Genomic DNA, 23,697 nt, shown 5'->3' with positions numbered 1-23,697 from the left:
TAACGCCTGCTTCGCACATCGTGCGACTGGCGCACCGCGCTCTCCGGGTCCACCGTGGGGATCGAGACCCGCACGCCGCCCACCCCTCATGATCGAACCGACCCTCTGGGACCACCTCCTCGCCGCGGTCCTGTTGATCGCGTTCCCGCTGCACGCACGGTGGAGCTGGGCGCGCTTCCGGCGGGCCGTGGCGACCGGCGGTCCCGGTGCCCGGCGCCGCGAGTACGTGCGCGGCATGGCGCGGCAGTGGACGGTCACGGGCATCGTGCTGCTCGGCTGGTTCATGGCGGGTCGGAGCCCGGCCTCGCTCGGATTCCAGCTCCCGCTGGACGCCGGGAGTCTCGCCGGCCTGGCCATCACCGGCCTGGGACTGGCGTTCCTGGCCGGGCAGTGGCGGGCGGTGCGGCGGTTGGAGCGCGCCGAGCTCGTCGAGTATGCAGGGGAGACCCTGGGGGTGGCCGAGCTGCTGCCCCGCACCGACGAGGAGGCCCGCGCCTTCGCGGCGCTCTCGCTCACCGCCGGCATCTGTGAGGAGATCCTCTACCGCGGCTTCCTCATCGCCTGGGTGGGTGTCTGGACGGGCCCGTGGACGTCCGCCCTGCTGGCCGGCCTCGCCTTCGGGGTCGCGCACGCCTACCAGGGCCGCAGCGGTGTGATCAAGACCGGGGTGATCGGCATCCTGGCCGGCTTCCTGTACGTGGGAACCGCGTCGCTGCTCTGGCCCATGATCCTCCACGCCGCGATCGACGTGCATGGCGGCGCCGTAGGCCGCAGGATCCTCGACGCCGTGGCCGCCCGACACGCGGAGCGCAGCCACTCCGACTCCGAAGAAGGGGCAGACCCGTCGTGACGCCGTTCGAGTACCTGTCCGTCCTGATCTCCATCGTGCTGGGCCTGGGTGTCACCGAGCTGCTGGGCGGAGTGCAACGTCTGGCCCGCGCGCGGGGCCGCGTCCGCTACCACTGGCTACCGCTCACGTGGAGCGGCCTCGTCTTCGTCGCGCTCGTGCAGTGGTGGTGGGCCGCCTTCGGGCTGCGCTTCCAGGAGGGCTGGAATTTCTTCTCGTTCCTGCTGGTGCTGCTGGTGCCGGTCCTGTTCTATCTGGCAGCGGCGCTCGTGCTGCCGGCAGAGGACCCGGGTGCGGAGTACGACCTGAGAGCCCACTATTTCGGGATCCACCGCCTGCTCTTCGGTGTGCTGGCGGCCGCGTCGGTCCTCGAGACCCTGCGGGCGCTCCGGGCCGCGGATCCGCAGGCGGCCTTCCTCAACCTCCTCGCGGCCGTGTTGCTCGCGTCCCTGGCCTCGGTGCGGTCCCTCCGCTATCACGCGGTCGCCACTGTGGGCGCTGTGCTCCTGCTGCTCTCCTTCATCGTGGTGGAGACGCTGCGGATCACCTGAGTCCGTGTCGCACGGGCCCGCGGCCTGAGCTTCGATCCCCGCGCGGATCCAAACGCTCGGCCCCCGATGATCGCGGGCACCGTAGCGTCGCGCTTGCCCACGGCCGTCGGCTCCCTCTAGCTTCCGTCCGCGCGCAGGGGCGCTCTCCGTCCGCGAAAAGGGCCGTGCCCACCCAGCCGCAGGACCCCGACAGAACGAATCTTCTTTCAGCCTGATCTGTGCGGACGCCAGGCACCACGAAAGGAGCTTCGTATGTATCCCAATCCCCAGGACGTCCTCCCGCTTCCGCCGCGTCCCTCTCCGGCCCAGTACCGGACCCGCGCCAAGGAGCTGGTCGAGGCCAGCCACTGCGGGATCGACGGTATCCGGACCTGGGCCGCCCGCTGGGTCGAGGCGTTGTTGCGCCTGTTGCCGGACGAGCGTTCCTCGCCTCGTGACCCCAGGCGGTACGTCCACGAGCTCGCCGACTTCGCGCACGCACGGCTCGTAGACCACGGGTCGAACGTCAGTCAGGCGCTGTTCGTGATCGCGCGCGCCCACGGCTTCCCGAGTTGGACCGCGCTGCTGTGCCACATCGAGTCCCTCGTCCGGGAGGACTCGCCCGCGGGCGCGTTCGAGCGCGCTGCGGATGCGATCGTCGCAGGAGACCTGTCTGGGCTCGAACAGGTGCTCGCTGCCCACCCGTCGCTCCTCCACGCGCGCTCCACCCGGGAGCACCGCGCGACACTGCTGCACTACGTGGCCGCGAACGGGGTGGAGAACTATCGGCAGAGGACTCCGCCCAACATCGTGGCGCTCACCCGCCTCCTCCTGGATGCCGGTGCCGACATCGATGCCGAGGCGGACGTCTACGGCGGGGGCGCCACCACACTCGGTCTGGTGGCAACGAGCGCGCATCCGAGACGCAGGGGCGTCCAGAACGACCTGATCGACCTGCTGCTCGAGCGGGGCGCGGCGCTTGCGCCCGGGATGGTTCGTGCCTGCCTGGCGAACGGGTGTCCCGAAGCGGGTGCGCATCTCGCCGCGCGTGGCGCCGCCCTGGATCTGGTGGAAGCGGCCGGGATCGGACGGGTCGACGTCATCGAACGGTGGATCCAGTCCACACCGTTCGCGCCCGCTTCCGCAGAAGCGGTCGAGGCGCTGCTCATGGCGGCGTGGTACGACCAACGTCCGACCCTCGCGGTTCTCCTGGATGCGGGGGTGGACCCGTCGCAGCGGGCCGCGGACGACGGCCGGACCGCGTTGCACCTGGCCGCCTACGAAGGCCACGCCGCCCTGGTGGAGCTGCTCCTGGCGCGCGGGGCGGAGATCGATGCGCTGGACGGCCGCTACGGGACCCCACCCCTGGTGTGGGCGCTCCACGCGTGGCTGGAAGAGGGACGGTCCCCGGACCCCTACCGGCGCACGGTCGGCGCGCTCGTGGCCGCAGGCGCGCACGTCGACCCGGCCTGGATCGACGAGCCTCGCCTGGCCGCCGAGCCGGAGGTGTTGGCGCTGCTCAGGCAGCGCGCCGGGGGAGGTTGACGATCCCCGGCGTCGTCCACCGGAACGCTTGTTGCGCTTGGCTCCTCCCGCGGCCGTGGTCGCGTCCGGCGCCGGAGCAGCAGTACGGGGGTTCGTTCCGGGATCGGCGCACCGGTGGGCCGCATCGACCCGCTCCCCGCCCGGTCCCCGCGGCCGGGTCGCTCCGGTCCAGCGGTCACCGGACCGCGGGTCGAAACACGGAGGCCGCGGCGGACCCAGGATCGGAACGATGGAACGAGGGTGGGTGGAACCGGTCGCACGTTGGATCGAGATGGCCGGGGTCGCGGCCATTCTCATCGGCGGCATCATTGCGACCTGCGTCTTCCTGGCCGCGATCGTGCGCCGGGAGGCGTTCCCGCGCGTCTACCACCAGTACCGCGCCAACCTGGGCCGGGCGATCCTGCTCGGGCTCGAGCTCCTCGTGGCGGGAGACATCATCGGGACCATCCTGGTCGAGCCGACGCTGCGGACCGTCTCGGCCCTTGGATTGGTGGTCCTGATCCGGACCTTCCTCAGCTTCTCCCTGGAAGCCGAGATCGAAGGCCGCCTCCCGTGGCAGCAGAACGCAGCGCCGTCCGGCGCCAGTTCCACCATCGGGTCCCCGCCATCTGCCGCGGGCGGACGGCGGGGATAGGCACAGCGGACGGGAGCCGGAAGCAACACCCCTTCCTTCGCAAACCCGACGCATGGAGATCCAACCGATGATCCTGCACGAAACCTACACCCTGACAAACGGCGTGGAGATCCCCAAGCTGGGGCTCGGCACGTGGATGGTCACCGATGAGGACGTCGAGCAAGCCGTTCGCGATGCGCTCGAGATCGGCTACCGCCATTTCGATACGGCTCAGGCCTACCAGAACGAGGCGGGGGTGGGTCGCGCACTCGAGTCGAGCGGAACCGCGCGCGACGAGGTGTTCGTGACCACGAAGCTGGCCGCGGAAGTGAAGTCGTACGCGGCGGCGGCCTCGGCGATCGATGGATCGCTGGAGGCGCTGGGGCTGGAATCCATCGACCTCATGCTCATCCACAGCCCCCAACCCTGGGCCGAGTTCCGCGGGCAGGATCGCTACTTCGAGGGGAACCGCGAGGCATGGAAGGCACTGGAGGACGCATACGAGGCCGGGAAGCTGCGGGCCATCGGCGTGTCGAATTTCGAGCAGGCGGATCTCGACAACCTCTTCGAGGTCTGCTCGGTCCAGCCCATGGTGAACCAGATCCTGGCCCACATCAGCAACACACCTGCCGACCTCATCCGGAATGTCCAGGACCGGGGGATGCTGGTCGAGGCGTACTCCCCCATCGGCCACGGCGCGTTGCTCGAGAACAAGGAGATCGCGGAGATGGCGCGGCGCTACGAAGTCTCGATTCCCCGCCTTTCCATCCGCTACACGCTGCAGCTCGGCCTCCTGCCGTTGCCCAAGACGGCGAATGCGAAGCACATGAGGGAGAATGCGGACGTCGACTTCGTCATCACGGACGAGGACATGGAGCGCCTCCGCAATGCAGCCCCGATCGAGGACTACGGCGAAGCCCGGGACATGCCGGTCTTCGCGAATCCCTGAGGAAGGCAGCGGGTCGTAGCAGCTCGGCACCGGGGCTCCGCCCCGGCCTCTGATCGCCCCTGCTGAGGCGACCCGCGCCCCTCGGGGCCGATCCGGCCACACGCCCCACCCGCCGGCGCAGGCCCGCGTCTCCCCACGCCGCCGGCACGGAACCACCGGCCCCGCGGACCGCCGCCCACCGGACCGGAAATCTGTCCCATCCGTACATGGACAAACCCGCTCGGTCGGCCACAGTGTATCCGCGTCACCAGGCCCGATCGTCCATCCTCGCGCCCCGGCCCTCGCGTGAGCTTGTCGGACGCCGCTCGCATCCGAGCCGGCGTTCGATTCACGGCCGCCCGGATACGGGCGGCGCCAGCACGAGGAGGCACGATGCTTCGACGGTCACTCCTTCTGGCACTCCTGGCTGCGATGACACTGACGCTGAACCTGCCCGACCCCGTGAAGGCGGACCCGACCCGCTGCTCCGACTACATCTCGGGAGGGAGCTCGAATCCCGCCTTCGGCACGCTCATCGCGGAGCGGCTGGTCACGAAGACGGTCACGTACAGCGCGGGAGGATCGCTCTCCAAGTTCGGCGGGAGCTACACGACCACCACCGAGGTGCAGTACTACGAGGGCCTGTACCAGATGGCAGGCGGCCAGAGGACGAGGCTCGACTGCAGCACCTACACGCTGATCTGACCCGGACGGAGCCACCCGGGGGCGCGCGACCCCGGGTGGTCTTCCCGAACCCAAGAGAGGATCCATGCCGTCGAGTCGTGTGGCCACCTACCTCGTCGTCGGTGCCTTGGCCCTGATGGTCGGCGCTTGTGCGCCTCCTCCTCCGGCCGAACCGGAGGACTTCCGCATGGGCGAGGACATCCGTACCACAGAGATGCTCGCGCACCGGGTCGAGGTGCTCGACGACTCCCTCGGGCTGACGCTACCGGTCCTTATCCGCGCCGTACCGGGGGGATACCTCGTGACGGATCCTCGTGCCAGCGACCTGGTGGAGCTCACTCCCGAGCTCCGCGTCCGAAGACGGCTCGCGGGTCGCGGAAGCGGGCCGGGCGAGATGACGGGTCCCGCGCTGCTGTCGCGTTCGGGTCCGCGGATCGGGGTCCACGACTACAACACGGCCCGGGTTCTCCTCTTCGACGTCGAGAGTCGCGCCTACGTGGGTGTCGTGAACCTGGGGGATGCCAGCCCGACGCCGGACGGACTCGCGCTCCTGCCGGACGGTACCGTGCTGGTACTGGCCCCGGATTCGGTGGCGCTCATGCGGGTCGTGGGCAGAGACGGAAGCCGCCCCTTCGGCGTGTTGCCCGCAGAACTGCAGTCGCTCCGAGCCGAGAACACCGGCGTTCCTGCGGCGCTGGTGCTGGTGGGGGTCACCGCCACCGAGGCCGTGATCTTCGAGCAACGGAGCGGCACGTTCTTGACCTATGACCTGGCAACGGGAGATCTCGTCGGCCGCGCGTCGCTTCCGGTCGCCCTGTGGTCGCCGCTGGTGGCTGACATCGACCGGATGTATCCCACCCGTCCGGTATGGCTCCTGGCTTCGACGTTCCTGGTGAAGGACGCCGATCTGCAGCCACCCGCCACGGTTCTGCTGCTCGCGCGCGGGCCGGACTTCTTCGGACTGGCGATCGACCTCGAGACACGGGTGGTCCGCCGGCTCATGAGCGATGATCCGGACACCGCTACGCTCCTGGCAAACGCAGGGAGCGCCACGCTGCACGGCGACACCCTCACCGCCCTCAGCAATTCAGAGATCGTCCAGGTGCGCCTGCGTCTCGAATGAGCAACGGGGGGCGGCGTCACGACGCCGCCCCCCGATGGCCCACGCCCTTCGCCGTAGCGCCGCTACACGTCCAGGTTCTTCACGAACTTGGCGTTCTTCTCGATGAACTCCCGGCGCGGCTCCACGTCGTCTCCCATCAGGCGGGAGAAAATCATGTCCGCTTCGGCAGCGCTCTCCATCGTGACCTGCAGGATGGTCCGGCTCTCCGGATCCATCGTGGTCTTCCAGAGCTGATCCGGGTTCATCTCGCCCAGGCCCTTGTAGCGCTGGATGTTGACCTTGCCATCGCTCTTACCGAACCGCTTGAGCATCTCTTCCCGCTCATTGTCGGAGTAGGCGTAGAGCTCCGTCTTCCCCTTCTGCAGGCGGTAGAGCGGCGGCTGAGCGATGTAGACGTACCCCTCTTCGATCAGCTCCCGCATCTGCCGGAAGAAGAACGTCAGGAGCAGCGTGCGGATGTGCGCCCCGTCCACGTCCGCGTCGGTGTTGTGACAGCAGAGGCCGCCCATTCCGGCGACGAAATTCTCGTCCTCTGCCACGGAGAAGTCATATACGAAGCCGTTCGTCGCTTCCACCTCCTCCACGGACAGGATCGGGAGCGACATCAGGTCACCGGGCAGCGAGCGGAAGCGTCGATTCACGGTTGGCCATTCGCTGGCGACGAACGCCTCGATCCTCTCGCAGCCCGGTGCACCCTCCCAGACGAAGCGCAGCGTCTCGATGTCCTCGCGCGCGCTCACGCTGACTGTCCAGGCGCTGTGGCGACTCACACAGGGAGCGCCCCGGATGGAGCGCTCCACACCATCCGGCTCGCGCGAGGCAAGGGACGCCACGACACCCCAGCCCGACAACAGGTAGCTGAGGCCAGATGCGAGCTCTCGCGACGTGGTGGTGAACGCCAGCCGGCGGGGGGCCAGGGTGCCGTCCCCGAGGAAATACCCTCGGACGAAGGCTTGCTTGGCCGGCTGGGGAAGCTCGAAGACCAGATCAGGGATCCGCTTCGTGTGCGCCCTCGCTCCCAGGAAGCCGAACAGCCGACCCCAGGCCAGCGCAGCCACTCTGTTGACGATGCGGAGCTCCGCCACCCGCCCTCCGGTTCCTTCGTAGACCTGCGGCGTCAATCCGAACACGGCCTCGCACGACCGGACCAGATCATCGACCAGGACCGCATTGCGGGCCCCGATGGCGAAGCGGATGCCTCCCCGAACCGAGACCGACCCCTCCGCGACGTAGAAGCCCAACAGCGTGGCGAGTGCTTCACCCACCGGTAGGTGGCGGGGCAGACCCTGCGTCGCGTGGTGTCTGGGCGTGAGCGTGAGGTCGTCCCGCTCTCCGAACCAGGCCACGTCTTCGGGCGTCAGCTCGCTCACGTTCACGTAGTCGCGCACGCGGTTGGACGGCGCCGCCCTGTACTGATCCCGCCACGTCTGCTGCAGGCGGCTCGGGCCCACGTCCGAACGGGCGAGCACGTCCTCGCGCGACGCTCCGATCGCATCCAGGTACGCCTCGAGATGGGTCAGGGTCGGCCGAGCGCTTCCCCGCTCCCATCCATAGAACGTCACCGGCTGCCGGATGCCCACCGCCTCGCAGAGGGCGGCATTGGCGATGCCCGACGCCCGGCGGGCCGCCGCCATGTCGGCGCGAGCGTCCTCCGAGAGGGAGACGCGGGCCTCGCTCCACTCCGGCCGCCCCGCATACTCGGCCTCCACCCGGGCACGGTACCAGGCCTCCACGGCGGGTCCGCGCGCAACCACCTGAGACGCGCACTCGGGATCCGCGGCCATGACTGCGAGCAGGTCGATCCGGGCTGGAGCCGTCTCCGGCCACGTCACCTTGCGCGGCGCCACCAGACGCTGACCGGCGTGGATCGAATCTCCACGACGGAGCCCGATCTGTCCGTCCTCCTCCACGAAGACACTATGGCTGGCCGTCACCCGCACGGTACGGCCGTAGGCCGTCCGGATCTCGTACAGCGCCTCGTCGATGGGATGCCGCAGCACGCCTTTGATGGGTCGGAACCGAAGCTCGTTGCTGTCGACGTCGAAGCAGAGCACGTCGCCCAGGTCGCCGCCTTCGCGCTTCTCGCAGTGGGGTGCGTACCGCGGCCGGCTCGAGTGCTCCTCCAGCAGACCATCAACGAACGGTCCGATCTCGGTCATGCGAACACCGCCCTCGGTACGCACGAAGACGTGCTCGGCGGCATCCACACTCATGATGATGACCTTGTGGTACCGCGCATTGCCGAGGTCGAAGTCGTCCCGGATGCCCGCTCCGATGGCGGTGATGATGGCGCGGATCTCCTCGTTCGACAGCACCTTGTCGATCCGCGCCCGCTCCACGTTCAGGATCTTGCCCTTCAGCGGCAGGATGGCCTGATACTGACGGTCGCGGCCCATCTTGGCCGACCCACCGGCGGAGTCTCCCTCCACCAGGTAGATCTCACAGAGGCTGGGATCGGTGAGCGAGCAATCCGCCAGCTTCCCGGGCAGCACGCCGCTCTCCAACGCGCTCTTCTTGCGCGCCAGATCCCGCGCCTTGCGAGCCGCTTCCCGAGCCCGTGCGGCCTGGAGCGACTTGTCGATGATCGCCCGAGCGGCCTTGGGGTTCTCGTCCAGGAAGATGCCCAACTGCTCGTTGACAGCGGCCTCCACCGCGCCCCGCACCTCGGAGTTGCCCAGCTTGGTCTTGGTCTGTCCCTCGAACTGGGGCTCCATGACGCGTACGCTGAGCACGCAGGTGAGGCCCTCGCGTACGTCGTCGCCGGAGAGGCTCTCGTCATCCTTCTTGAACAGCTTGTTCTTGCGGGCGTAGTCGTTGATGGTGCGGGTCAGCGCGCCCTTGAGTCCCGTGAGGTGCGAGCCGCCCTCGTGCGTGTTGATGTTGTTGACGAACGTGTGCGTGTTCTCGGAGTAGCCGTCGTCGTACTGGAGCGCGAGCTCGATCTCCGCCTCCGGGCGCGACGCTTCGAAGTACACGACCTTGTCGTGCAAGGGAACGCGATTCCCCCGCAGGAACTCAACGAAGCTGGCCAGGCCGCCTTCGTACTCGTAGGTCTCCTCCACCTTCTTGGCTTCGCGCTCGTCGACGAGCACGATGCGCAGGCCCTTGTTCAGGAAGGCAAGCTCACGCAAGCGGTTGGAGAGCGTGTCGAAGTTGTAGCGCAGCTCCGTGAAGATCTGGGCGTCGGGCTTGAAGGTGACCGTGGTGCCGCTCTCCTTCGACTTGCCCACGACCTCGAGTTCATTCTGTTTGATGCCGCGTTGGTAGCGCTGCCGATAGACCTGGCCGTCGCGCTGCACCTCGACCTCCAGCCACTCGGACAGGGCGTTGACCACGCTGACGCCCACGCCGTGCAGACCGCCGGAGACCTTGTAGGTGTTCTTGTCGAACTTGCCGCCGGCGTGGAGGGTGGTCATGGCCAGCTCGACGCCCGGCACCTTCTCCGTGGGGTGGATGTCCACCGGGATGCCGCGCCCGTCGTCGACGACGGTGACCGAATCGTCGGGATGGATGATCACCCGCACCTCGGTGCAGTACCCGGCCATCGCCTCGTCGATGGAGTTGTCCACGACCTCATAGACGAGGTGGTGGAGACCACGCGCCGACGTGGAGCCGATGTACATGCCCGGGCGTTTCCGTACCGCCTCCAGTCCCTTGAGGACCTGGATCTGACCGGCGGTATAGTCGCTTCCCTGCTGCTTCTTCTTGTCGGCCATGCTCTACTCGGAGTCGGAGAGGGTACCGGCACGTCCCGGAGACTGCGCCTGCACGAACACGATGCGGTCGATCGGTCCCTGGGTGCGGCCGCGGTTCAGCCGCTCCAGGATCTCCCGCTTCATCATCTCGAGCTCCATCAGCCAGGCGCTCGAGCGTACTTCCACGAACAGCGTACCACCGGAGAAGGACTGGACGTCCGAGACCGCGGCGATCCGCGGTCCCACGCGTTCGGCCCATTCGTCCACCATCTGTGCGCGGGCCAGCCCGGCCTGCAGCGTCGGGCTGGCCAGCACTTTCGACAGGAGGTCCCCCAGCGCGCGGGGGCCCTTCTCCTTCATGCCGAGATCACTCCTCGCGCGATGCTCCAGCGCGTCAGGGCGTGTGCGCGCACGCGCACGTCGCTCTCCTTGGGTGCGGTCAGGATCACCTGTCCCACCCAGGCCTCGTCGAACAGCGTCATGACGCGCTCGGAGCGCGCTTCGTCCAGCTCCGCGAAGACGTCGTCCAGCAGCACCATGGGCGGCTGCCCCCGGCTGGCCCGGATGGTCTCGGCTTCCACCAGCCGGAGCGCCAGGGCCGCGGTGCGGCGCTGGCCGCCGGACCCGAAGTCGCGCAGCGACGTGCCGCCGCCCGCGTCCCGCTCCAGCGTCATGTCCAGGTCGTCCCGGTGGGGCCCGGCGCCCGTATTGCCCAGGCGGCGGTCCCGGTCCTGGACGGCATCCAGCGCGCGGGCATAGGCCTCCGCCCAGGACTCACCCTCCTCCCGGGTCACCTGCGGCTCATAGCGGAGCCGGGCCCGCTCACCGCCGGAGACGGCCGCGTACAGCTCCGCGAACCGGTCCGCCCAGCGGTCCACCCAGTCCGCCCGCATGCCCATCACCGCCGCGCCCGCGTCCAGCAGCGGAGGATCCCACGCCCGTACCGCCGGCGCGCCGGCGCCCGCCCGCAAGGCCGCATTGCGCTGCGCCAGGGCCTGACGGAAGCGCTGGGCGGCGGCGAGATAGCCGGGTTGGTTCAGCGACAGCACCATGTCCACGTGCCGACGCCGTTCCACCGGGCCTCCACTCACCAGGGCCGCATCCGCGGGGGAGAACATCACCGCGGCCAGGTGACCCAGGCCGTCTGAAAGGCGCTCCACCGCCGTTCCGTCCACGGTGACCTTCTTGCGCTTCTGCTGCCGCTCGAACGCGGCTGCCAGCTCCATGCTGTCCCCGCCGTCCTCCCCGCTCAGCGTGGCGGCGATGCGGAAGTGATCCTCGCCGAAACGCACGAGCTGTCCATCCTGTGCTCCCCGGAAGGAGCGCAGGGTCTCCAGGTAGTAGATGGCCTCGAGCAGGTTGGACTTCCCCTGCGCGTTGGGCCCGATCACCGCCACCCCGGCCGGGGGGAACTCCAGCCGCTGGGCGGCGAGGTTCCGGACGTTCCGGAGCGAGAGGGCGCTCAGGCGCACGGAGGCTCGAGCGCGGGCCCCGACGACCGTTGCGGCATGACAGGAAATCTAACACCGGGAGGGTGGAACCTCCACCGGGGATGCCTGGCTCGAAGACCAAGGCCTCCAAGGACTTAGCCCACCTGATCCCGGCCCGGTCGCCGATTTCCCTTTCGGCCCCCCCCACTGGCGCGGACAGCCCCTTCGACGAGCGCGCGAGCCCGAGGGCGGACGAGAAGGCGGAACCGTGCCGGCGGTGTCATCGATCGACGCGGAGCGTGGGAGGGTGCCTGGCTTGCGCGCCCCCGATCGGCCCAGGCATGCTGGATGTGCGGCCTATGCGCCGAGGATTGGGCGTCGACCTGAGGGTGGTGTCGGACGTGTCTCCATTTCTTCTTGCTCTTGCCGTTGCTGTCATCGCGACGGTCGTCTGGTGGTCGGGGTCACGCCGGGAGCCGCCGGGCGCGTTCGAGGACATGACCAGCCCGCCTTGGTCGGACGCCATCGCCAAGGCGAGGGGGAGCGTGCCGACGCTCCGCGAGCTCTTCCCAGCCCACCGCGGACGGATCGCGGTGAAGTTCCCCCTTCAGACCAGCCGCGGGGAACTCGAGCACGTGTGGGGGGAGCTGCTCGAGCTCGGGCAGGACTCCTTCGTCGCCGGGCTCGATACGCCACCGCGACGCGGGAAGCCGGTCGGGCGGCCACCCTACACGCTAGCGCTGTCGGAACTCGAGGATTGGCAGCTCGAGATGCCGGACGGCGCCATACGGGGTGGGTACACCACGCGCCTCGACCTCGAGCGTGCCCGGGAGCGTGGCCAGGCGATTCCAGACCACATCCTGGCCATGGAGTCGCGTTTCGTCGATCCCTGATCCGGGAGCAGTCGCGCGGAGGACGGCTCGTGTGCGGCCGGGACGTCTGGCCTTCCCCGCTCAGCGCCCCTTGAACGCCGGCTTCCGCTTCTCCAGGAAGGCGCCCATGCCTTCCTTCATGTCCTCCGTCGAGGCCAGCAGCCCGAACAGGGAGGACTCGAACGCGAGGGCGTCGTCCTCGTCCACGTCCAGACCGTGGTAGACGGACTCCAGCGCCATGCGCAGCGCGACCGGACCGTTCTTGACGATCCCCTCCAGGAAGGCTCGCGCCTCGCTGAGGAAGGACTCCGGCGCGTACACCTGGTTGACCAACCCGATCTCGTATGCGCGCCGGGCGTCGATGTGTGCGCCGGTGAGGGTCAGCTCGAGCGCACGGCCCAGCCCGACCAGGCGGGCCAGGCGGCGCGTGCCCCCGTAGCCCGGGATGATGCCCAGACCCACCTCCGGCAGACCGAGCTTCGCCTTCTCGGAGGCCACCCGGAGATGGCAGGCCAGCGCGAGCTCGCAGCCACCCCCAAGCGCGAATCCCCCGATGGCGGCCACCACCGGCTTGGGAAAGCGCTCGATGGCCCGGAAGACGGCCTGCCCCTGACGGCTCACGTCCACGCCCGTGAGCGGGTCCATGGTGGCCAGCACGCCGATGTCGGCCCCGGCCACGAAGGCTTTCTCGCCGCCCCCGCGCAGGAGGACGCCCAACACGTCGGCGTCGTCCTTGAGGCCGCCGAACGCCCGGCCGATCTCGTCGATCACCTGCGGGTTCAGCGCGTTCAGCTTCTCGGGTCGGTCGATGACCACCGTGGCGATGGCGCCGTCCCGCTCCACACGTACGAATTCGAGTTCGCTCATGGCCGGGAAGCTACCCCTTTCCCGGGGTCGCTCGCCACCCGCCGGGAGGGCTACGAACGCCCCCCGGACACATGGCGAGCGCCCCGCCCCGCTGGTACCTTCCCTCTCGGCGCGCTCATCCGCGGCAGCGCGCTGTCTCGTCGCACGAAGTCCTTCCACACCCAGGAGTGCCCGGAGCGATGGCTCGGTCCCTGAACAAAGCGCAATTGATCGGCAACGTCGGCAACGATCCCGAGATCCGGATGACGCCCGGGGGCGCCAAGATCGCCAAGATGTCGGTGGCCACGAACCGCACCTTCCAGGACCGCTCCGGCCAGCAGCAGGAGCGCACGGACTGGCACCGCGTCACCTTCTTCGGGAAGCTCGCCGACATCGTCGAGCAGTGGGTGCACAAGGGAGACCGCATCTACGTCGAAGGCCGCATCGAGTACTCGCAGACCCAGGACGACCAGGGTGGGACCCGCTACTGGACCGACATCGTGGCGTCCGACATGGTCATGCTCGGGTCGGGCGGGCCCGGCGGCGGTGGGGACGGCGGGGGCGGCGGCCGCTCGTCGGGCGGCTACGGCGGCGGGGGTTCGTCCTACGACCGCTCCGGCGGGGGCAGCCCGCCTCCGTTGAGCGAGCCGGACGACGACCTCCCGTTCTGATCGGGGATCTCCCGGCCTGATCGAGCCTCCCATCCGGGGCGGTTCGGCCGGCCCGGGGGAAGCCAGGGCTGTCGTGACGAGGGGCGGGCGCCACCGGCGCCCGCCCCTCGGTCGTTCCCCTCGGTCGAGGTCGCTCGGGCACGGACTCAGTGGGGCGGAGCCGAACCGGGGTCGCTCGCCCACAGGCCCAGGAGCTCGGATTCGAAGCGGGTGGGGTCCTCGGCATAGGCCTGTGCCCATTCCTCGAACGCGGGCAGGCCCAGACGGCGAGCCAGCACGGTGGTCGCGGCCCGGACCATGGCGTCGTAGGACCGCTCCGCGGGGCGGGCCGCGTCGCGGTATGCCGATTCCGCCAGGACGAAGATCTCGTCCGGCGACAATGTGAGGAACAGACCGGCGACACGGGCCGAGCAGTAGTCGAAGTACTTGGCCCGGAGCACCGCCTGATCGTCGGAGAGCCGAGGGCCCTTGGCCTGTGGCTCGCTCACCAGAGCCTCCATGTCTCGAAGTCGGGGGACTCCGGCCCGACATATGGGGTGCTGGTCCGGGTTCCGCCAGCCCCGGGCGGGTCGGGCCCATCCCCCCGGTACCTCCGGTCACGGAGCGATGCCACACGAAAAAGCGCGCCGGACCGGAGGTCCGACGCGCTTTCAGGGTCGATCGGAGGCGGCTGCCCGACTATGCCGGGCATCGCCGACCGAACATGCGGCTCAGGTCAGGTACGGCGAGGGGGCGCTCTCGACAGCGGCGGGCGTGCCCTGCTCCCGCAGGTGACGGTAGATCGATCTCCGCGTCAGGCCGTAGAGAACCACGCGACTCAGGAACTCCGGATCGGTCATCTGGACCTCTTCCGCCTGCGCCGCGACTTCCTTGGGAAGTCGAACCTTCAGCTGGACCGAGCACGTCTCCCACATGAGCAGACCTTGACCCTCCGTACCGAAAACGAACCGAACTCACTCGCCGTGGACAGCGCTCGGGCACCCCAATTTGCCAGGACACAGACCGTCCCCGACCGCGCGACGATCTTAGGGAAGCGGCGACGCCCCCGCAAGTCGGCGACCCCTCGTCCAGAGGCTTGGGGCACGGCCCGTAAGTTCTTGTACCACAATGCGTTGCGCAAATTCTCGCGGGGTTGAGAATCCACGTGTTCCGGGCGTGGACCGCTCACCGGTTTTTCGTAATTTTTTAGAGAGAAACCGCGCCGCCACGGGAGATTCCGGGGGTTGGCCGTCGCGAAATCGTGACCGGACCCACGGGGAAAATTTACCAAAAAACGTCGGAGGCTCAGGGCAGCGTGGAACGCAGGAAACCGGCGAGCGTGTCGTCGCGGAAGCCCTCGAAGATCTCCTGCACGGTGGTGAGCCTGGGCTCGCAGAACACGGTCGCCGTACGGTGCGCCCGTACGGGCACTCCGACATGCGGAGCCTCGTGGAACTCCAGGAATCCCCGCCAGGTGCCGTCCTCGTGGAAGACGTTCAGACCCACGTTCCAGCGACGACCCCCGTACTCGATCGTACGCGCCGCCAGACGGCTCGGCGCCCGGTCCTCCTCGGAGGTCGGCAGCCTGGAGATCTCCTCCGCGTGCGCGCCCGGGTGGGCCTCCACGTCCTCCATCCACACCCGGAAGGAGGGCAGCGGCAGATGCGCACGACAGTAGGCGAGCAGCGAGGCCATGGGATCCTTGGCCTCGTGCATCCCCCGCTCGGCGGCCCAGGCGCGGGCGCGGGCGTAGAGGGGACGGATCCCCTCGCGCGGCACCAGGTGCAGGAACGCCTGGCACTGACGCTCCAGGTACCGATCGTACGAGGCACGCGCGGCTTGCTCGGCCGGCGCCCGCGTGCGGGTCCACTGCAGCACCGGACCGCGGGAGGCTCCGGTGTAGAAGACGGTTCGTTCGCCCATCGGGGGACGTTCTCCGGGCTAGTGGACGGTCAGTGGGGTGTCGACGTGCGGTTGCGGCTCCAGCAGGGCGGCGGAGGCCGCGCCCGCCGGGTGGAACCGCAGCAACGTGTCGCGTGCCCCGAAGGTCTCCAGGCCGCGCGCCAGCTCCTCGTGCCGCGCCGGCTCGAAGCGCGCGACCAGGCGTGTCAGCCCTCCTCGGATCTGGCGCATCAGCTCCCGGGTCTCGCCCACCGAGCGCGGCAGCGGAAGCCGCGCTTCGTACAGCACCGAGGAACCACGGGGCAGCAGGCCGGCCCGGCGCAGCGGGAAGCCGGGGAAGCAGCGACCCAGGGCCACCTCGAGGTGGGCCGGATCACGGGGCCGATCGACCTGGACCTTCAGGGTGACGTCGTCGGGATCGAGCGAGAAGGCGGCGACGCCGTCCTCCCCCAGATCCACGCGGATGCCGCGACGGCCGTCCGCGTCGACGTCGCGGCGAACGTCCCGGAAGCCGATCCGGAGGAAGGCAGCCCGGGTCAGGCTCGAGAATCCGAGGTGCCCCAGCACGCGCAGGCCCAGCCCGAAGCAGTAGGGTCCGGCGAGGGCGCCGGGACGGGTCGGCTCGGCGGTGGCGCTGATGAGATCCAGCACGTGGGTCAGCGTCTCCTGTCGGACCCAGCCCAGCACGGCCAGCTCACGGGACAGGTCGAGCTCGCGCACGCGCGTGCTGCCGAGATCGAGGACGGACGTGGAGGCGGCGTAGCGGCCCTCCAGGACCAGGCCGACGCCGATGTCGTCCAGATGGGACGTGGCGGAACCGATCACCTGGCGGTCCCAATACAGCACCACCGCCCGGGTGAGGGCGAGGTCGGGCGTGCCCGGCACGTCGGCCAGGGCGTCGGGTCGACCCCGCTTCACATCGCTCGCGCTCAGCATCGACTGGTGTCCTCGCGGCCCGGCGCATGGCGGTGGACACCTCCCCCAGCGGGAGGAGCCACCCCTCGGGCGGCCGGCGCACGCAGGCGCACGCCGACCTTGACACTCGCCGGGCTCACGGCCTATGCTTCGCGCGACAACGACAGCGAAGGCGGCCGGCCCGTTTCCGTGCCGTTCCGAGGGAGTCCCCAGCGGCCACTGGGGACTTCTTCGTTTTCAGGGGTCCCGTCTCTCTGGCGGACCCCTGTTCCGTTTCCGCGTGGACGCGCGCACCCGGCCAGGCGGGCGCGTCCGGAGCGGAAGGGACGCACAGGATAACAATCTGTTTCCTGACGGAGCAAGGACCGCGGGTTGCGGTGGTCGCTTGCTGCGGACCGGGCCCTCACCCACCTTGCGCACGCGTCCCGTAGGCCGGCCTGCACACAGGCAGGGATCATGCCCAGCGACGGCTTGGACCCGCTCCGGCCCCGGCACGTCCGGTCCCTCGGATTCCTCGACCATGATGGGCGAGGATGGGCGTGCTTCCTGGTGACCTGGCGTGCCGGCGCGCACCGGTGGAAGGGTCATCTGCTGTTCCGCAGCACCGAGGAGGAGCGCGAGGTGGAGACCGCCGAGCTCTTCCTGGAGACCAGCGAGCGCGACATCGACCGCCGAGCCCGTGGCCTCGGTCGTCCACTCCTCCGGGCGCTCTTCGAGTCCGCCCTCGAGGTGGAAGCCCGCGCTGCCGCCGAGCGGCGGCCGACGCGGGGCTGGCTCCGGAACCTGCTCACCCGCAACGCCGAGGAGGCCGAATCCTCGGCCCGGGCGCCCGACGCGGAGGAGGAGGCACAGCTCCGCTCGCGCTATGCCTCCTACCGGATCGACCAGGTCGGGCATCTGGTGGCGCTGATGACCCCGGACGACTTCGACCGGGTGGTGGAGCGGATCCTGGAGGGCCGGGCCGTCGAGTTCGGGATGAAGGACCGGCTGCAGTTCGCCCTGGCCGTGGTCGAACACCTGGAGCGCCTTCTCCCGCTGCCCCCCTTCGAGGTCTGGCGGGAGGACGTGCGCGCGCACCCGGACGAGCACGCGGCCTATCTCACGGCGCTGCGCGACGGGGGGCCGCTGCCCTGAGGGCCTGGATGGCCCGGCCCCGCCGAGCGGGTCCCGGGAGGGGCCGGCGGGCCACGGCCCGGGCCTTGCCTGCCCCCGGGCCGAAGTCCATATTTCGGGTTCTCTGCCTGCTGGCAGGACATCCGTTCGACCCCGGTTTGGGAGCGGTCCCTTGGAAGTCGTCGTTCAGGACAACGAGAGCCTCGAGCGCGCGCTGCGGCGCTTCAAGCGCAAGGTGCAGCGTTCCGGTCTCTACTCGGAGCTCAGGAAGCGCCGCTTCTACGAGAAGCCCAGCGCGCAGCGCAAGCGGAAGCGGGAAGCCGCCATCCGTCGCGAGCGCCGGCGCCAGCGCCGCTCCGCGTCTCCGCGCACCTGACCTTCCCCCACCGCGGGTAGGACGGCCGACCTCGCACCCGCGAGGCCGGCCGTTTTCGTGCCCGTAGGCTCCGCTCCAACCCGGGGCGACCGCCCCGGCGTGACGCCTAGATCGGCAGCGGCACCGGCTTCTCGCCCGACCAGTCGTAGAACCCCTTCCCGGTCTTCCGGCCGTAGCGCCCCATGGCCACGATGCGCTTCAGCAGGGGGGGTGGGGCATACCGCTCCTCGCGGTACTCCTCGAACATGATCTCGGAGATCCGGTAGAGCGTGTCGATCCCCACGAAGTCGCACAGCGTGAAGGGCCCCATCGGGTAGCCGCAGCCCAGCACCATGCCGGTGTCGATGTCCTGGATGCTGGCCACGCCGCGCTCGAGCTGGCGGATGGCGTCCAGCATGTACGGCACCAGCAGCAGGTTGACCACGAAGCCCGAGTTGTCCTTGGCCGCGATCGGCACCTTGCCCACCGCACGCGCATAGGCGAAGGCGCGCTCGAAGGTCTGTTCGCTGGTGACGATGGTCCGCACGACCTCCACCAGCTTCATCACCGGCACCGGATTGAAGAAGTGGAGCCCGACCACGCGGTCGGGACGGGACGTGGCCGCGGCCATGTCCGTGATCGTGAGCGAGCTGGTATTGGACGCGAAGATGGTGTCGGGCCCGCAGAGCCCGTCCAGCGTGCCGAACAGCTCGTTCTTGGCCTCCAGGCTCTCCACGATGGCCTCGATCACGAGGTCGCAGGACGCCAGGTCGGCGAGCTCCGTGGTCCAGGTGAGGCGGCCCTGCGCGGCGTCGCGCTCCTCGGCCGTCATCTTCTCCTTCTCCACCGCCTTGGCCAGCGACTTCTCGATGCGCTTCCGTCCGGCGGCGAGCGCGTCCGCGTCTACTTCGCGCACGACCACGTCCAGCCCCGCCTTGGCGCTGATCTCGGCGATGCCGCTGCCCATGAGCCCACACCCGACGACGCCTACCTTCTTGATCTCCAAGCCACTGCTCCTTTCACGATGCCGGCCGGAAGACCGGCGTGTCCAGGGCACGCACAGGTGCGTGCAGAATCAACGTTCGGATTCTTCTTCGAAGCCCAGGTCCTTCGCGATGCCCCCGAAATGGCGCGACACCCAGCGGCGCCACGAGGGCGGCGGAGGCTCCAGTGGCTCACGCCGCTCGAGCGCGTCCAGCACGCCCTCCACCTCGAGCCGCACCCGCTCCAATTGGCTGTGGTAGGAGACGCCGACCGCGTGGGCGATTCCGCCCGCCACGAGCGCTCCCACCGCGACGCCGGCCGCCACGCCCAGGGCCAACGGCGCGGCCGTGGCGACCGCGAAGGCGACGCCGACGCCCGCGCCCCCTCCTCCGCCCAGCCCGCCCAGGATGGCACCGGCCAGGTTCTCCGAGTGCAGCCCCGGATCGACGGCGAACTCCACCGCCACGGCATCGTCCCGCACGGGCTCCAGGAAGACCTCCACCCGCTTGGCCGACGCGATGTAGTACCGCTTCCCGGTCGCCGAGGCGGCCCGCGCAATCTGGGACGCCCAGTCCTTGGCCGGCCAGTAGACCATCTGGTCCGTGCCTTTGCGCACCGGCTGCAGCAGCCGCCCGCCCACCAGGAAGCGGTCGATCGTGGCGGCCAGCTCGGCGCGGGTGCCCGGGACGACCCGTGAGACGCGCACCCAGGGCCCGGCCACCAGGGCGGGAAGCCCGGACCGAGGCAGCGGAGGGGAGCGTACCTCCGCCAGCGCGAGGCGCACGTGCTCCTCCGGCAGCCCCACCTCGCCGGCGATCCGGAACAGCTCGGCCTCGGAGAGACGGCTTCCCGCGTCGGGCTCCCGGGCCGCCAGCTCGGCGGCCCGCCGGATCACCTCTTCGAACTGGTGCCGACTCAGGCCCCTCCCGCGGTCGTCCGGAACCAGTCCGCGCTCGGCCATCCCCGGTGCACCCGGCTCAGAACGCCTCGACCACCACCGCCCCGCCCTGTCCCCCGCCGATGCAGGCGGCGCCGAGCCCGTAGCGGCCTCCCCGCCTCCGCAGCTCGTGCAGCAGGTGGAGGGTGATGCGGGCGCCGGAGGCCGCGAGCGGGTGCGTGATGGCGATCGCGCCCCCGTTCACGTTCGTCTTCCCGGGGTCGAGGCCGAGGTCCTTCTCCACCGCACAGTACTGGGGAGCGAAGGCCTCGTTGATCTCGACCAGGTCCATGTCGTCCAGCGTGAGGCCGGCGCGCTCCAGGGCCTGCCGCGACGCCGGCGCGGGGCCGATGCCCATGATGCGGGGCTCCACGCCCACGAACGACCAGGAGACGAGCCGCCCGATCGGCTCCAGGCCCTGGCTCTCCGCCCAGCGGGCGTCCGCGATGACGGTGGAGGCGGAGCCGTCCCCGATCCCGGACGCGTTGCCGGCCGTGACAAACCCGCCCTCGCGGAAGTAGGGCTTGAGTGAGCTCAGGGCCTCCAGGGTCGTGTCGGGCCGCATGTGCTCGTCGGCGGCGTATTCGACCGTGCCCTTCCGGGTCTTGAGCGGCACCGGCGCGATCTCCGCCGCGAAGTGGCCGGCGTCCCACGCGGCCTTGGCGCGCTGCTGCGAGCGCAACGCCACCTCGTCGGAGGCTTCGCGGGTGACCCCATACCGGTCGCCCAGCTCCTCGGCCGTCTGCGCCATGGTCAGGCCGCAGTTGGAATCGAGCAGCGCGGCCCACAGCGCGTCCTCGAAGTAGCGGGCGGGGTCGCCCAGGCGGAGCTGCCCCCACCGCGCCCCACGCACCACGTGCGGCGCCTGGCTCATGGACTCGGTGCCGCCGCACAGCGCCACGTCCGCCTGCCCCAGCAGGATCTCCTGCGCGCCCGACACGATGGCCTGGAAGCCGGAGCCGCAGAGTCGGTTGACGGTCAGGGCGGGGGTCTGCTCGGGCACGCCGCACCCGAGGCCGACGTGACGGGCCAGATAGATGGCATCGGCCGACGTCTGCAGCGCGTTGCCGTAGACGACGTGACCGACCTGCGCGGGATCGACGCCGGCGGCCTCGAGGGCGGCCCGACCCGAGACCACACCCAGCTGGGTGGCGCTCAGGTCCTTCAGGCTTCCCCCGAACGCACCGAAGCCGGTGCGCTTGCCGGACAGAAAGACGACGTCACGATCCTGACCCTGGGTCCCCATCCAACCTCCGTAGGCTTGATTCGACGCCGACCGGACGGACGGCGGGAGAACGGCAGGCTGGGGCGTACCCCCGCCACGCCGCTGCGTTCACCGACGAACGCGTGCGGGAGCGGAGGAAGAACGCGGTCCCGGGACCGCGGAACTCAGGGCGCGGAGGGCGTATCCAGCGACCAGTCCAGCATGCCGTCCGAGGCGGCGCGCACGCGGATCTCCCAGACCAGGCCCTCGTCCATGGCCCGCTGGCGCTGGACCCCGTCGCGAGGAAGGACGAACAGCACGGGCGCGATCTGCGAGGCGTTCGCCCACCACTCCGCGAGGTCGCCGTCCAGGGAGACGGTGGCCGCTTCGAAGCGGAAGGACCGGAGCGCCTGCAGGGCCTTGGTGCGGCCGGGCTCACCGGGCGGGACCACCTGGACGAAGAGGTCGTCGGCTTCGTCGACCGGGCGGTCGCTCACGGCCACGGCGCGCACAGGTCCCTCGAGCGTGAGCTCGGGAAGCCGGTGCAGCACCCGGGCAGCCACCGCCGCATCGTCACAGCCGAAGAGGAACTGACCGACGCCGGACGCCACGAGGAGTCGCAGCTCCGACACCACCGAGCGATCGGGAGCGGTGATGCGTGGCGCGTCCATGTCGACCCGGAAGACGTACTCCTCTCCGCTGTCGGCCACCAACCGGTGGACGTCGACGTCCACCAGCTCGTCGCCGGCGGAGAGCCGCCCCCGCCACTGATGGCTGCCGGGCTCGGGTACGGCGGCCGGAGCCGGAGCCAGGAGTCGGTCGAGGGCTTCGCGGGAATCGGCCGTCATGGGCATGCGGTCGATGCGACCCTTCTGGGTCTCGTACCAGCCCGTGACCGATCCCTTGCGGACGGACAGGCCCAGGCAGGTCGCGCGGGTGGACAGCGCCACGGCGACCAGGTCCTCGACGGTCGCGGGCTCCAGCGCCACGACCGGCACCTCGGCCTCGCTGTCGTCGAAGACCCGCGAGATCAGCTCGCGGATCTTGGTGGAGGAGGACAACCCCAGCTCCACCTTGAGGCCGGTCCGGGTCTCGAGCTCCTCCAGGGAGTCCGACCAGGCCGGGGACTCCACCACCACGTGCAGCGTGTCCACGGTACGCATGACCGGAAGGGCCAGGTGGCGGATCGCCCATTCGGCCGTGACCAGCCGGGCGGCCTCGACGTCCACGGAAGACGGGTCGGGGAAGACGTACGGGATGTCGAACTGCGAGGCGAGGCCCCAGTCCAGCTCCTCCCGGGTCACCAACCCGAGCGCCAGCAGCGCCTCGCCGAAATAGCCGCCCCGGTCCTTCTGGTACTCGAGAGCGGCCTCGACGTCCTTCTCGGTGATCCGCCCGAAGCTCTGGAGGATCTGCCCGATCATGCTGTGTCCAACGCTCGTGCGCGTCACCCGTGTATCTCCCCGGCGGTCAGCCGGCCTCGACCCGCTCCGTGATCCAGTCACCCACCTGCGCGGTGGAGGAGGAGCCGCCCAGGTCGGGCGTCGTCACTCCCTCCGCCAACGATGCACGCGCGGCGGTCTCCATGACCTCCGCCACCTCGATCAGGCCGAGGTGCTCACACAGCAGGGCGGCGGAGCGGATGGCGCCCAGAGGGTTGGCCACGCCCTGCCCCACGATGTCGGGGGCCGATCCGTGCACCGGCTCGAAGAGGCCGATCCGACCCGGATGGACGTTCGCGGACGGGGCGAGGCCGAGGCCCCCCGTGATGCCGGCGGCCAGGTCGCTCAGGATGTCGCCGAAGAGGTTGGAGGTCACGAGGACCTCGTACCGATCCGGGCGACGGACCAGATCCATGGCCACGGCGTCCACGTACATCATGTCCCGGTCGATTCCGGTAAACTCTTCCCCGACCTCACGGAAGACCCGCCGCCACAGTCCGCCGGCGGACGGCATCGCATTGGCTTTGTCCACCAACGTGACCCGACCGCGCCCGCGGGCCTGTGCGTGCTCGAACGCGGCACGCACGATCCGTTCCACTCCGTGCCAGGTGTGGATGGACTCCTGGAGGGCCACCTCGTGGGGAGTCCCCTGCCGGAAGCGGCCCCCCAGGTCCACATAGAGATCTTCGGTATTCTCCCGGAAGATCTCGATCCGGATGGGGCGCTCCTCGAATCCCTTGAGCGGGCACAGGGAGGGGTGGAGCAGGAAGGAGGGCCGGTAGTTGACGTAGAGGTCCAGCCGGAAGCGCAGCCCGAGCAGGATGTCCCGGGCGTGGACGTTGCTCGGGACCCGGGGGTCCCCCATGGCGCCCAGGAGGATCCCGTCCGCCTGCGCCAGGGTCGCGAACTCCTCGTCCGTGATGGTCACGCCGTCGCGCAGATAGCGCTCCGCGCCCAGGTCCCACTCGCGGATCGCAAGATCGCCGCCGAAGCGGGTGCGGGCCGCCTCCAGGACCTTGAGCGCCTCCCGCACCACCTCGGCTCCGATCCCGTCTCCCGGGATGATCGCGACGTTCTTCATG

24 protein-coding genes are annotated in these 23,697 nt (G+C 69.8%); 11 read left to right on the top strand and 13 right to left on the bottom strand.

The window, feature by feature from the left end; all coding sequences use genetic code 11:
• The first annotated feature begins 88 nt into the window (after positions 1–88).
• The 7 genes from R3E98_17230 to R3E98_17200 all read left to right on the top strand — a co-directional run bounded on the left by R3E98_17230 (position 89) and on the right by R3E98_17200 (position 6,270).
• Positions 89–850 carry a CPBP family intramembrane glutamic endopeptidase gene (locus tag R3E98_17230; GenBank protein MEZ4425143.1) on the top strand — a complete coding sequence of 254 codons (762 nt, stop codon included), beginning with the start codon at positions 89–91 and terminating at the stop codon, positions 848–850.
• Entirely contained in the window at positions 847–1,398 is a 552-nt protein-coding gene (locus R3E98_17225; GenBank protein MEZ4425142.1) for a hypothetical protein, read from the top strand. Before R3E98_17230 ends, R3E98_17225 begins: the two co-directional genes overlap by 4 nt.
• A 252-nt stretch (positions 1,399–1,650) precedes the next feature.
• Positions 1,651–2,922: an ankyrin repeat domain-containing protein gene (locus R3E98_17220; GenBank protein MEZ4425141.1), complete on the top strand. Its 1,272-nt coding sequence runs from the start codon at positions 1,651–1,653 to the stop codon at positions 2,920–2,922.
• Between the two features lie 229 nt (positions 2,923–3,151).
• Entirely contained in the window at positions 3,152–3,556 is a 405-nt protein-coding gene (locus R3E98_17215; protein MEZ4425140.1) for a DUF1622 domain-containing protein, read from the top strand.
• 67 nt (positions 3,557–3,623) lie between these two features.
• On the top strand, positions 3,624–4,484 hold the full coding sequence (locus R3E98_17210) for an aldo/keto reductase (protein ID MEZ4425139.1): 861 nt from the start codon (positions 3,624–3,626) through the stop codon (positions 4,482–4,484).
• Positions 4,485–4,856: 372 nt separating this feature from the next.
• Positions 4,857–5,168, top strand: a complete 312-nt coding sequence (locus R3E98_17205) for a hypothetical protein (protein ID MEZ4425138.1) — start codon at positions 4,857–4,859, stop codon at positions 5,166–5,168.
• Positions 5,169–5,232: 64 nt separating this feature from the next.
• The gene (locus R3E98_17200; protein ID MEZ4425137.1) at positions 5,233–6,270 is read left to right on the top strand and encodes a hypothetical protein; all 1,038 of its coding nucleotides are present in this window, start codon (positions 5,233–5,235) and stop codon (positions 6,268–6,270) included.
• A gap of 62 nt (positions 6,271–6,332) precedes the next feature.
• Here the strand turns inward: R3E98_17200 and R3E98_17195 are convergent, their stop codons facing one another.
• From R3E98_17195 to recF, 3 genes are read right to left on the bottom strand one after another with little or no spacing between them, the layout of a single operon-like run.
• Positions 6,333–9,986 (bottom strand): DNA gyrase subunit B, encoded by a 3,654-nt coding sequence (locus R3E98_17195; protein ID MEZ4425136.1) that lies wholly within the window; start codon positions 9,984–9,986, stop codon positions 6,333–6,335.
• A gap of 3 nt (positions 9,987–9,989) precedes the next feature.
• Positions 9,990–10,325, bottom strand: coding sequence for a DUF721 domain-containing protein (locus R3E98_17190; GenBank protein ID MEZ4425135.1), 336 nt, complete (start codon positions 10,323–10,325; stop codon positions 9,990–9,992).
• Positions 10,322–11,437, bottom strand: a complete 1,116-nt coding sequence (gene recF, locus R3E98_17185; GenBank protein ID MEZ4425134.1) for a DNA replication and repair protein RecF — start codon at positions 11,435–11,437, stop codon at positions 10,322–10,324. Before recF ends, R3E98_17190 begins: the two co-directional genes overlap by 4 nt.
• A 329-nt stretch (positions 11,438–11,766) precedes the next feature.
• On the opposite strand from recF, the gene R3E98_17180 reads away from it, so the two are divergent.
• Positions 11,767–12,288 (top strand): hypothetical protein, encoded by a 522-nt coding sequence (locus tag R3E98_17180; GenBank protein MEZ4425133.1) that lies wholly within the window; start codon positions 11,767–11,769, stop codon positions 12,286–12,288.
• A gap of 60 nt (positions 12,289–12,348) precedes the next feature.
• On the opposite strand, the gene R3E98_17175 is transcribed toward R3E98_17180, so the two are convergent.
• A complete protein-coding gene (locus R3E98_17175; GenBank protein ID MEZ4425132.1) occupies positions 12,349–13,134 on the bottom strand; it encodes an enoyl-CoA hydratase-related protein in 786 nt (261 codons plus the stop codon).
• A gap of 179 nt (positions 13,135–13,313) precedes the next feature.
• Between R3E98_17175 and R3E98_17170 the strand changes: the two genes are divergently transcribed.
• Positions 13,314–13,784, top strand: a complete 471-nt coding sequence (locus R3E98_17170; protein ID MEZ4425131.1) for a single-stranded DNA-binding protein — start codon at positions 13,314–13,316, stop codon at positions 13,782–13,784.
• 146 nt (positions 13,785–13,930) lie between these two features.
• On the opposite strand, the gene R3E98_17165 is transcribed toward R3E98_17170, so the two are convergent.
• The 4 genes from R3E98_17165 to R3E98_17150 form a co-directional block, all read right to left on the bottom strand.
• Positions 13,931–14,272, bottom strand: coding sequence for a hypothetical protein (locus R3E98_17165; protein ID MEZ4425130.1), 342 nt, complete (start codon positions 14,270–14,272; stop codon positions 13,931–13,933).
• Positions 14,273–14,494: 222 nt separating this feature from the next.
• Positions 14,495–14,698 (bottom strand): hypothetical protein, encoded by a 204-nt coding sequence (locus tag R3E98_17160; protein MEZ4425129.1) that lies wholly within the window; start codon positions 14,696–14,698, stop codon positions 14,495–14,497.
• Between the two features lie 370 nt (positions 14,699–15,068).
• Positions 15,069–15,686 (bottom strand): hypothetical protein, encoded by a 618-nt coding sequence (locus tag R3E98_17155; protein MEZ4425128.1) that lies wholly within the window; start codon positions 15,684–15,686, stop codon positions 15,069–15,071.
• A gap of 18 nt (positions 15,687–15,704) precedes the next feature.
• Positions 15,705–16,601 carry a hypothetical protein gene (locus R3E98_17150; GenBank protein ID MEZ4425127.1) on the bottom strand — a complete coding sequence of 299 codons (897 nt, stop codon included), beginning with the start codon at positions 16,599–16,601 and terminating at the stop codon, positions 15,705–15,707.
• Positions 16,602–17,129: 528 nt separating this feature from the next.
• Between R3E98_17150 and R3E98_17145 the strand changes: the two genes are divergently transcribed.
• On the top strand, positions 17,130–17,714 hold the full coding sequence (locus tag R3E98_17145; GenBank protein MEZ4425126.1) for a hypothetical protein: 585 nt from the start codon (positions 17,130–17,132) through the stop codon (positions 17,712–17,714).
• A 151-nt stretch (positions 17,715–17,865) separates the two neighbouring features.
• On the top strand, positions 17,866–18,069 hold the full coding sequence (rpsU, locus tag R3E98_17140) for a 30S ribosomal protein S21 (protein ID MEZ4425125.1): 204 nt from the start codon (positions 17,866–17,868) through the stop codon (positions 18,067–18,069).
• A 106-nt stretch (positions 18,070–18,175) separates the two neighbouring features.
• Here the strand turns inward: rpsU and R3E98_17135 are convergent, their stop codons facing one another.
• From R3E98_17135 to R3E98_17115, 5 genes are all read right to left on the bottom strand, one after another.
• The gene (locus R3E98_17135) at positions 18,176–19,054 is read right to left on the bottom strand and encodes a 3-hydroxybutyryl-CoA dehydrogenase (protein ID MEZ4425124.1); all 879 of its coding nucleotides are present in this window, start codon (positions 19,052–19,054) and stop codon (positions 18,176–18,178) included.
• A gap of 69 nt (positions 19,055–19,123) precedes the next feature.
• Positions 19,124–19,993, bottom strand: coding sequence for a hypothetical protein (locus R3E98_17130; GenBank protein MEZ4425123.1), 870 nt, complete (start codon positions 19,991–19,993; stop codon positions 19,124–19,126).
• Between the two features lie 16 nt (positions 19,994–20,009).
• Positions 20,010–21,215: an acetyl-CoA C-acyltransferase gene (locus R3E98_17125; GenBank protein MEZ4425122.1), complete on the bottom strand. Its 1,206-nt coding sequence runs from the start codon at positions 21,213–21,215 to the stop codon at positions 20,010–20,012.
• Between the two features lie 143 nt (positions 21,216–21,358).
• Positions 21,359–22,597, bottom strand: coding sequence for a hypothetical protein (locus tag R3E98_17120; GenBank protein MEZ4425121.1), 1,239 nt, complete (start codon positions 22,595–22,597; stop codon positions 21,359–21,361).
• 46 nt (positions 22,598–22,643) lie between these two features.
• Complete coding sequence (locus R3E98_17115) at positions 22,644–23,696, bottom strand: isocitrate/isopropylmalate dehydrogenase family protein (protein MEZ4425120.1); 1,053 nt, start codon at positions 23,694–23,696, stop codon at positions 22,644–22,646.
• Position 23,697 lies beyond the last annotated feature (1 nt).

The organism is Gemmatimonadota bacterium (assembly GCA_041390125.1).
Classification (GTDB): Bacteria; Gemmatimonadota; Gemmatimonadetes; order Longimicrobiales; family Gaopeijiaceae; genus JAGQIF01.
The sequence above is the reverse complement of the archived record's forward strand: the minus strand, read 5'-3'. Positions and strand labels throughout refer to the sequence as shown.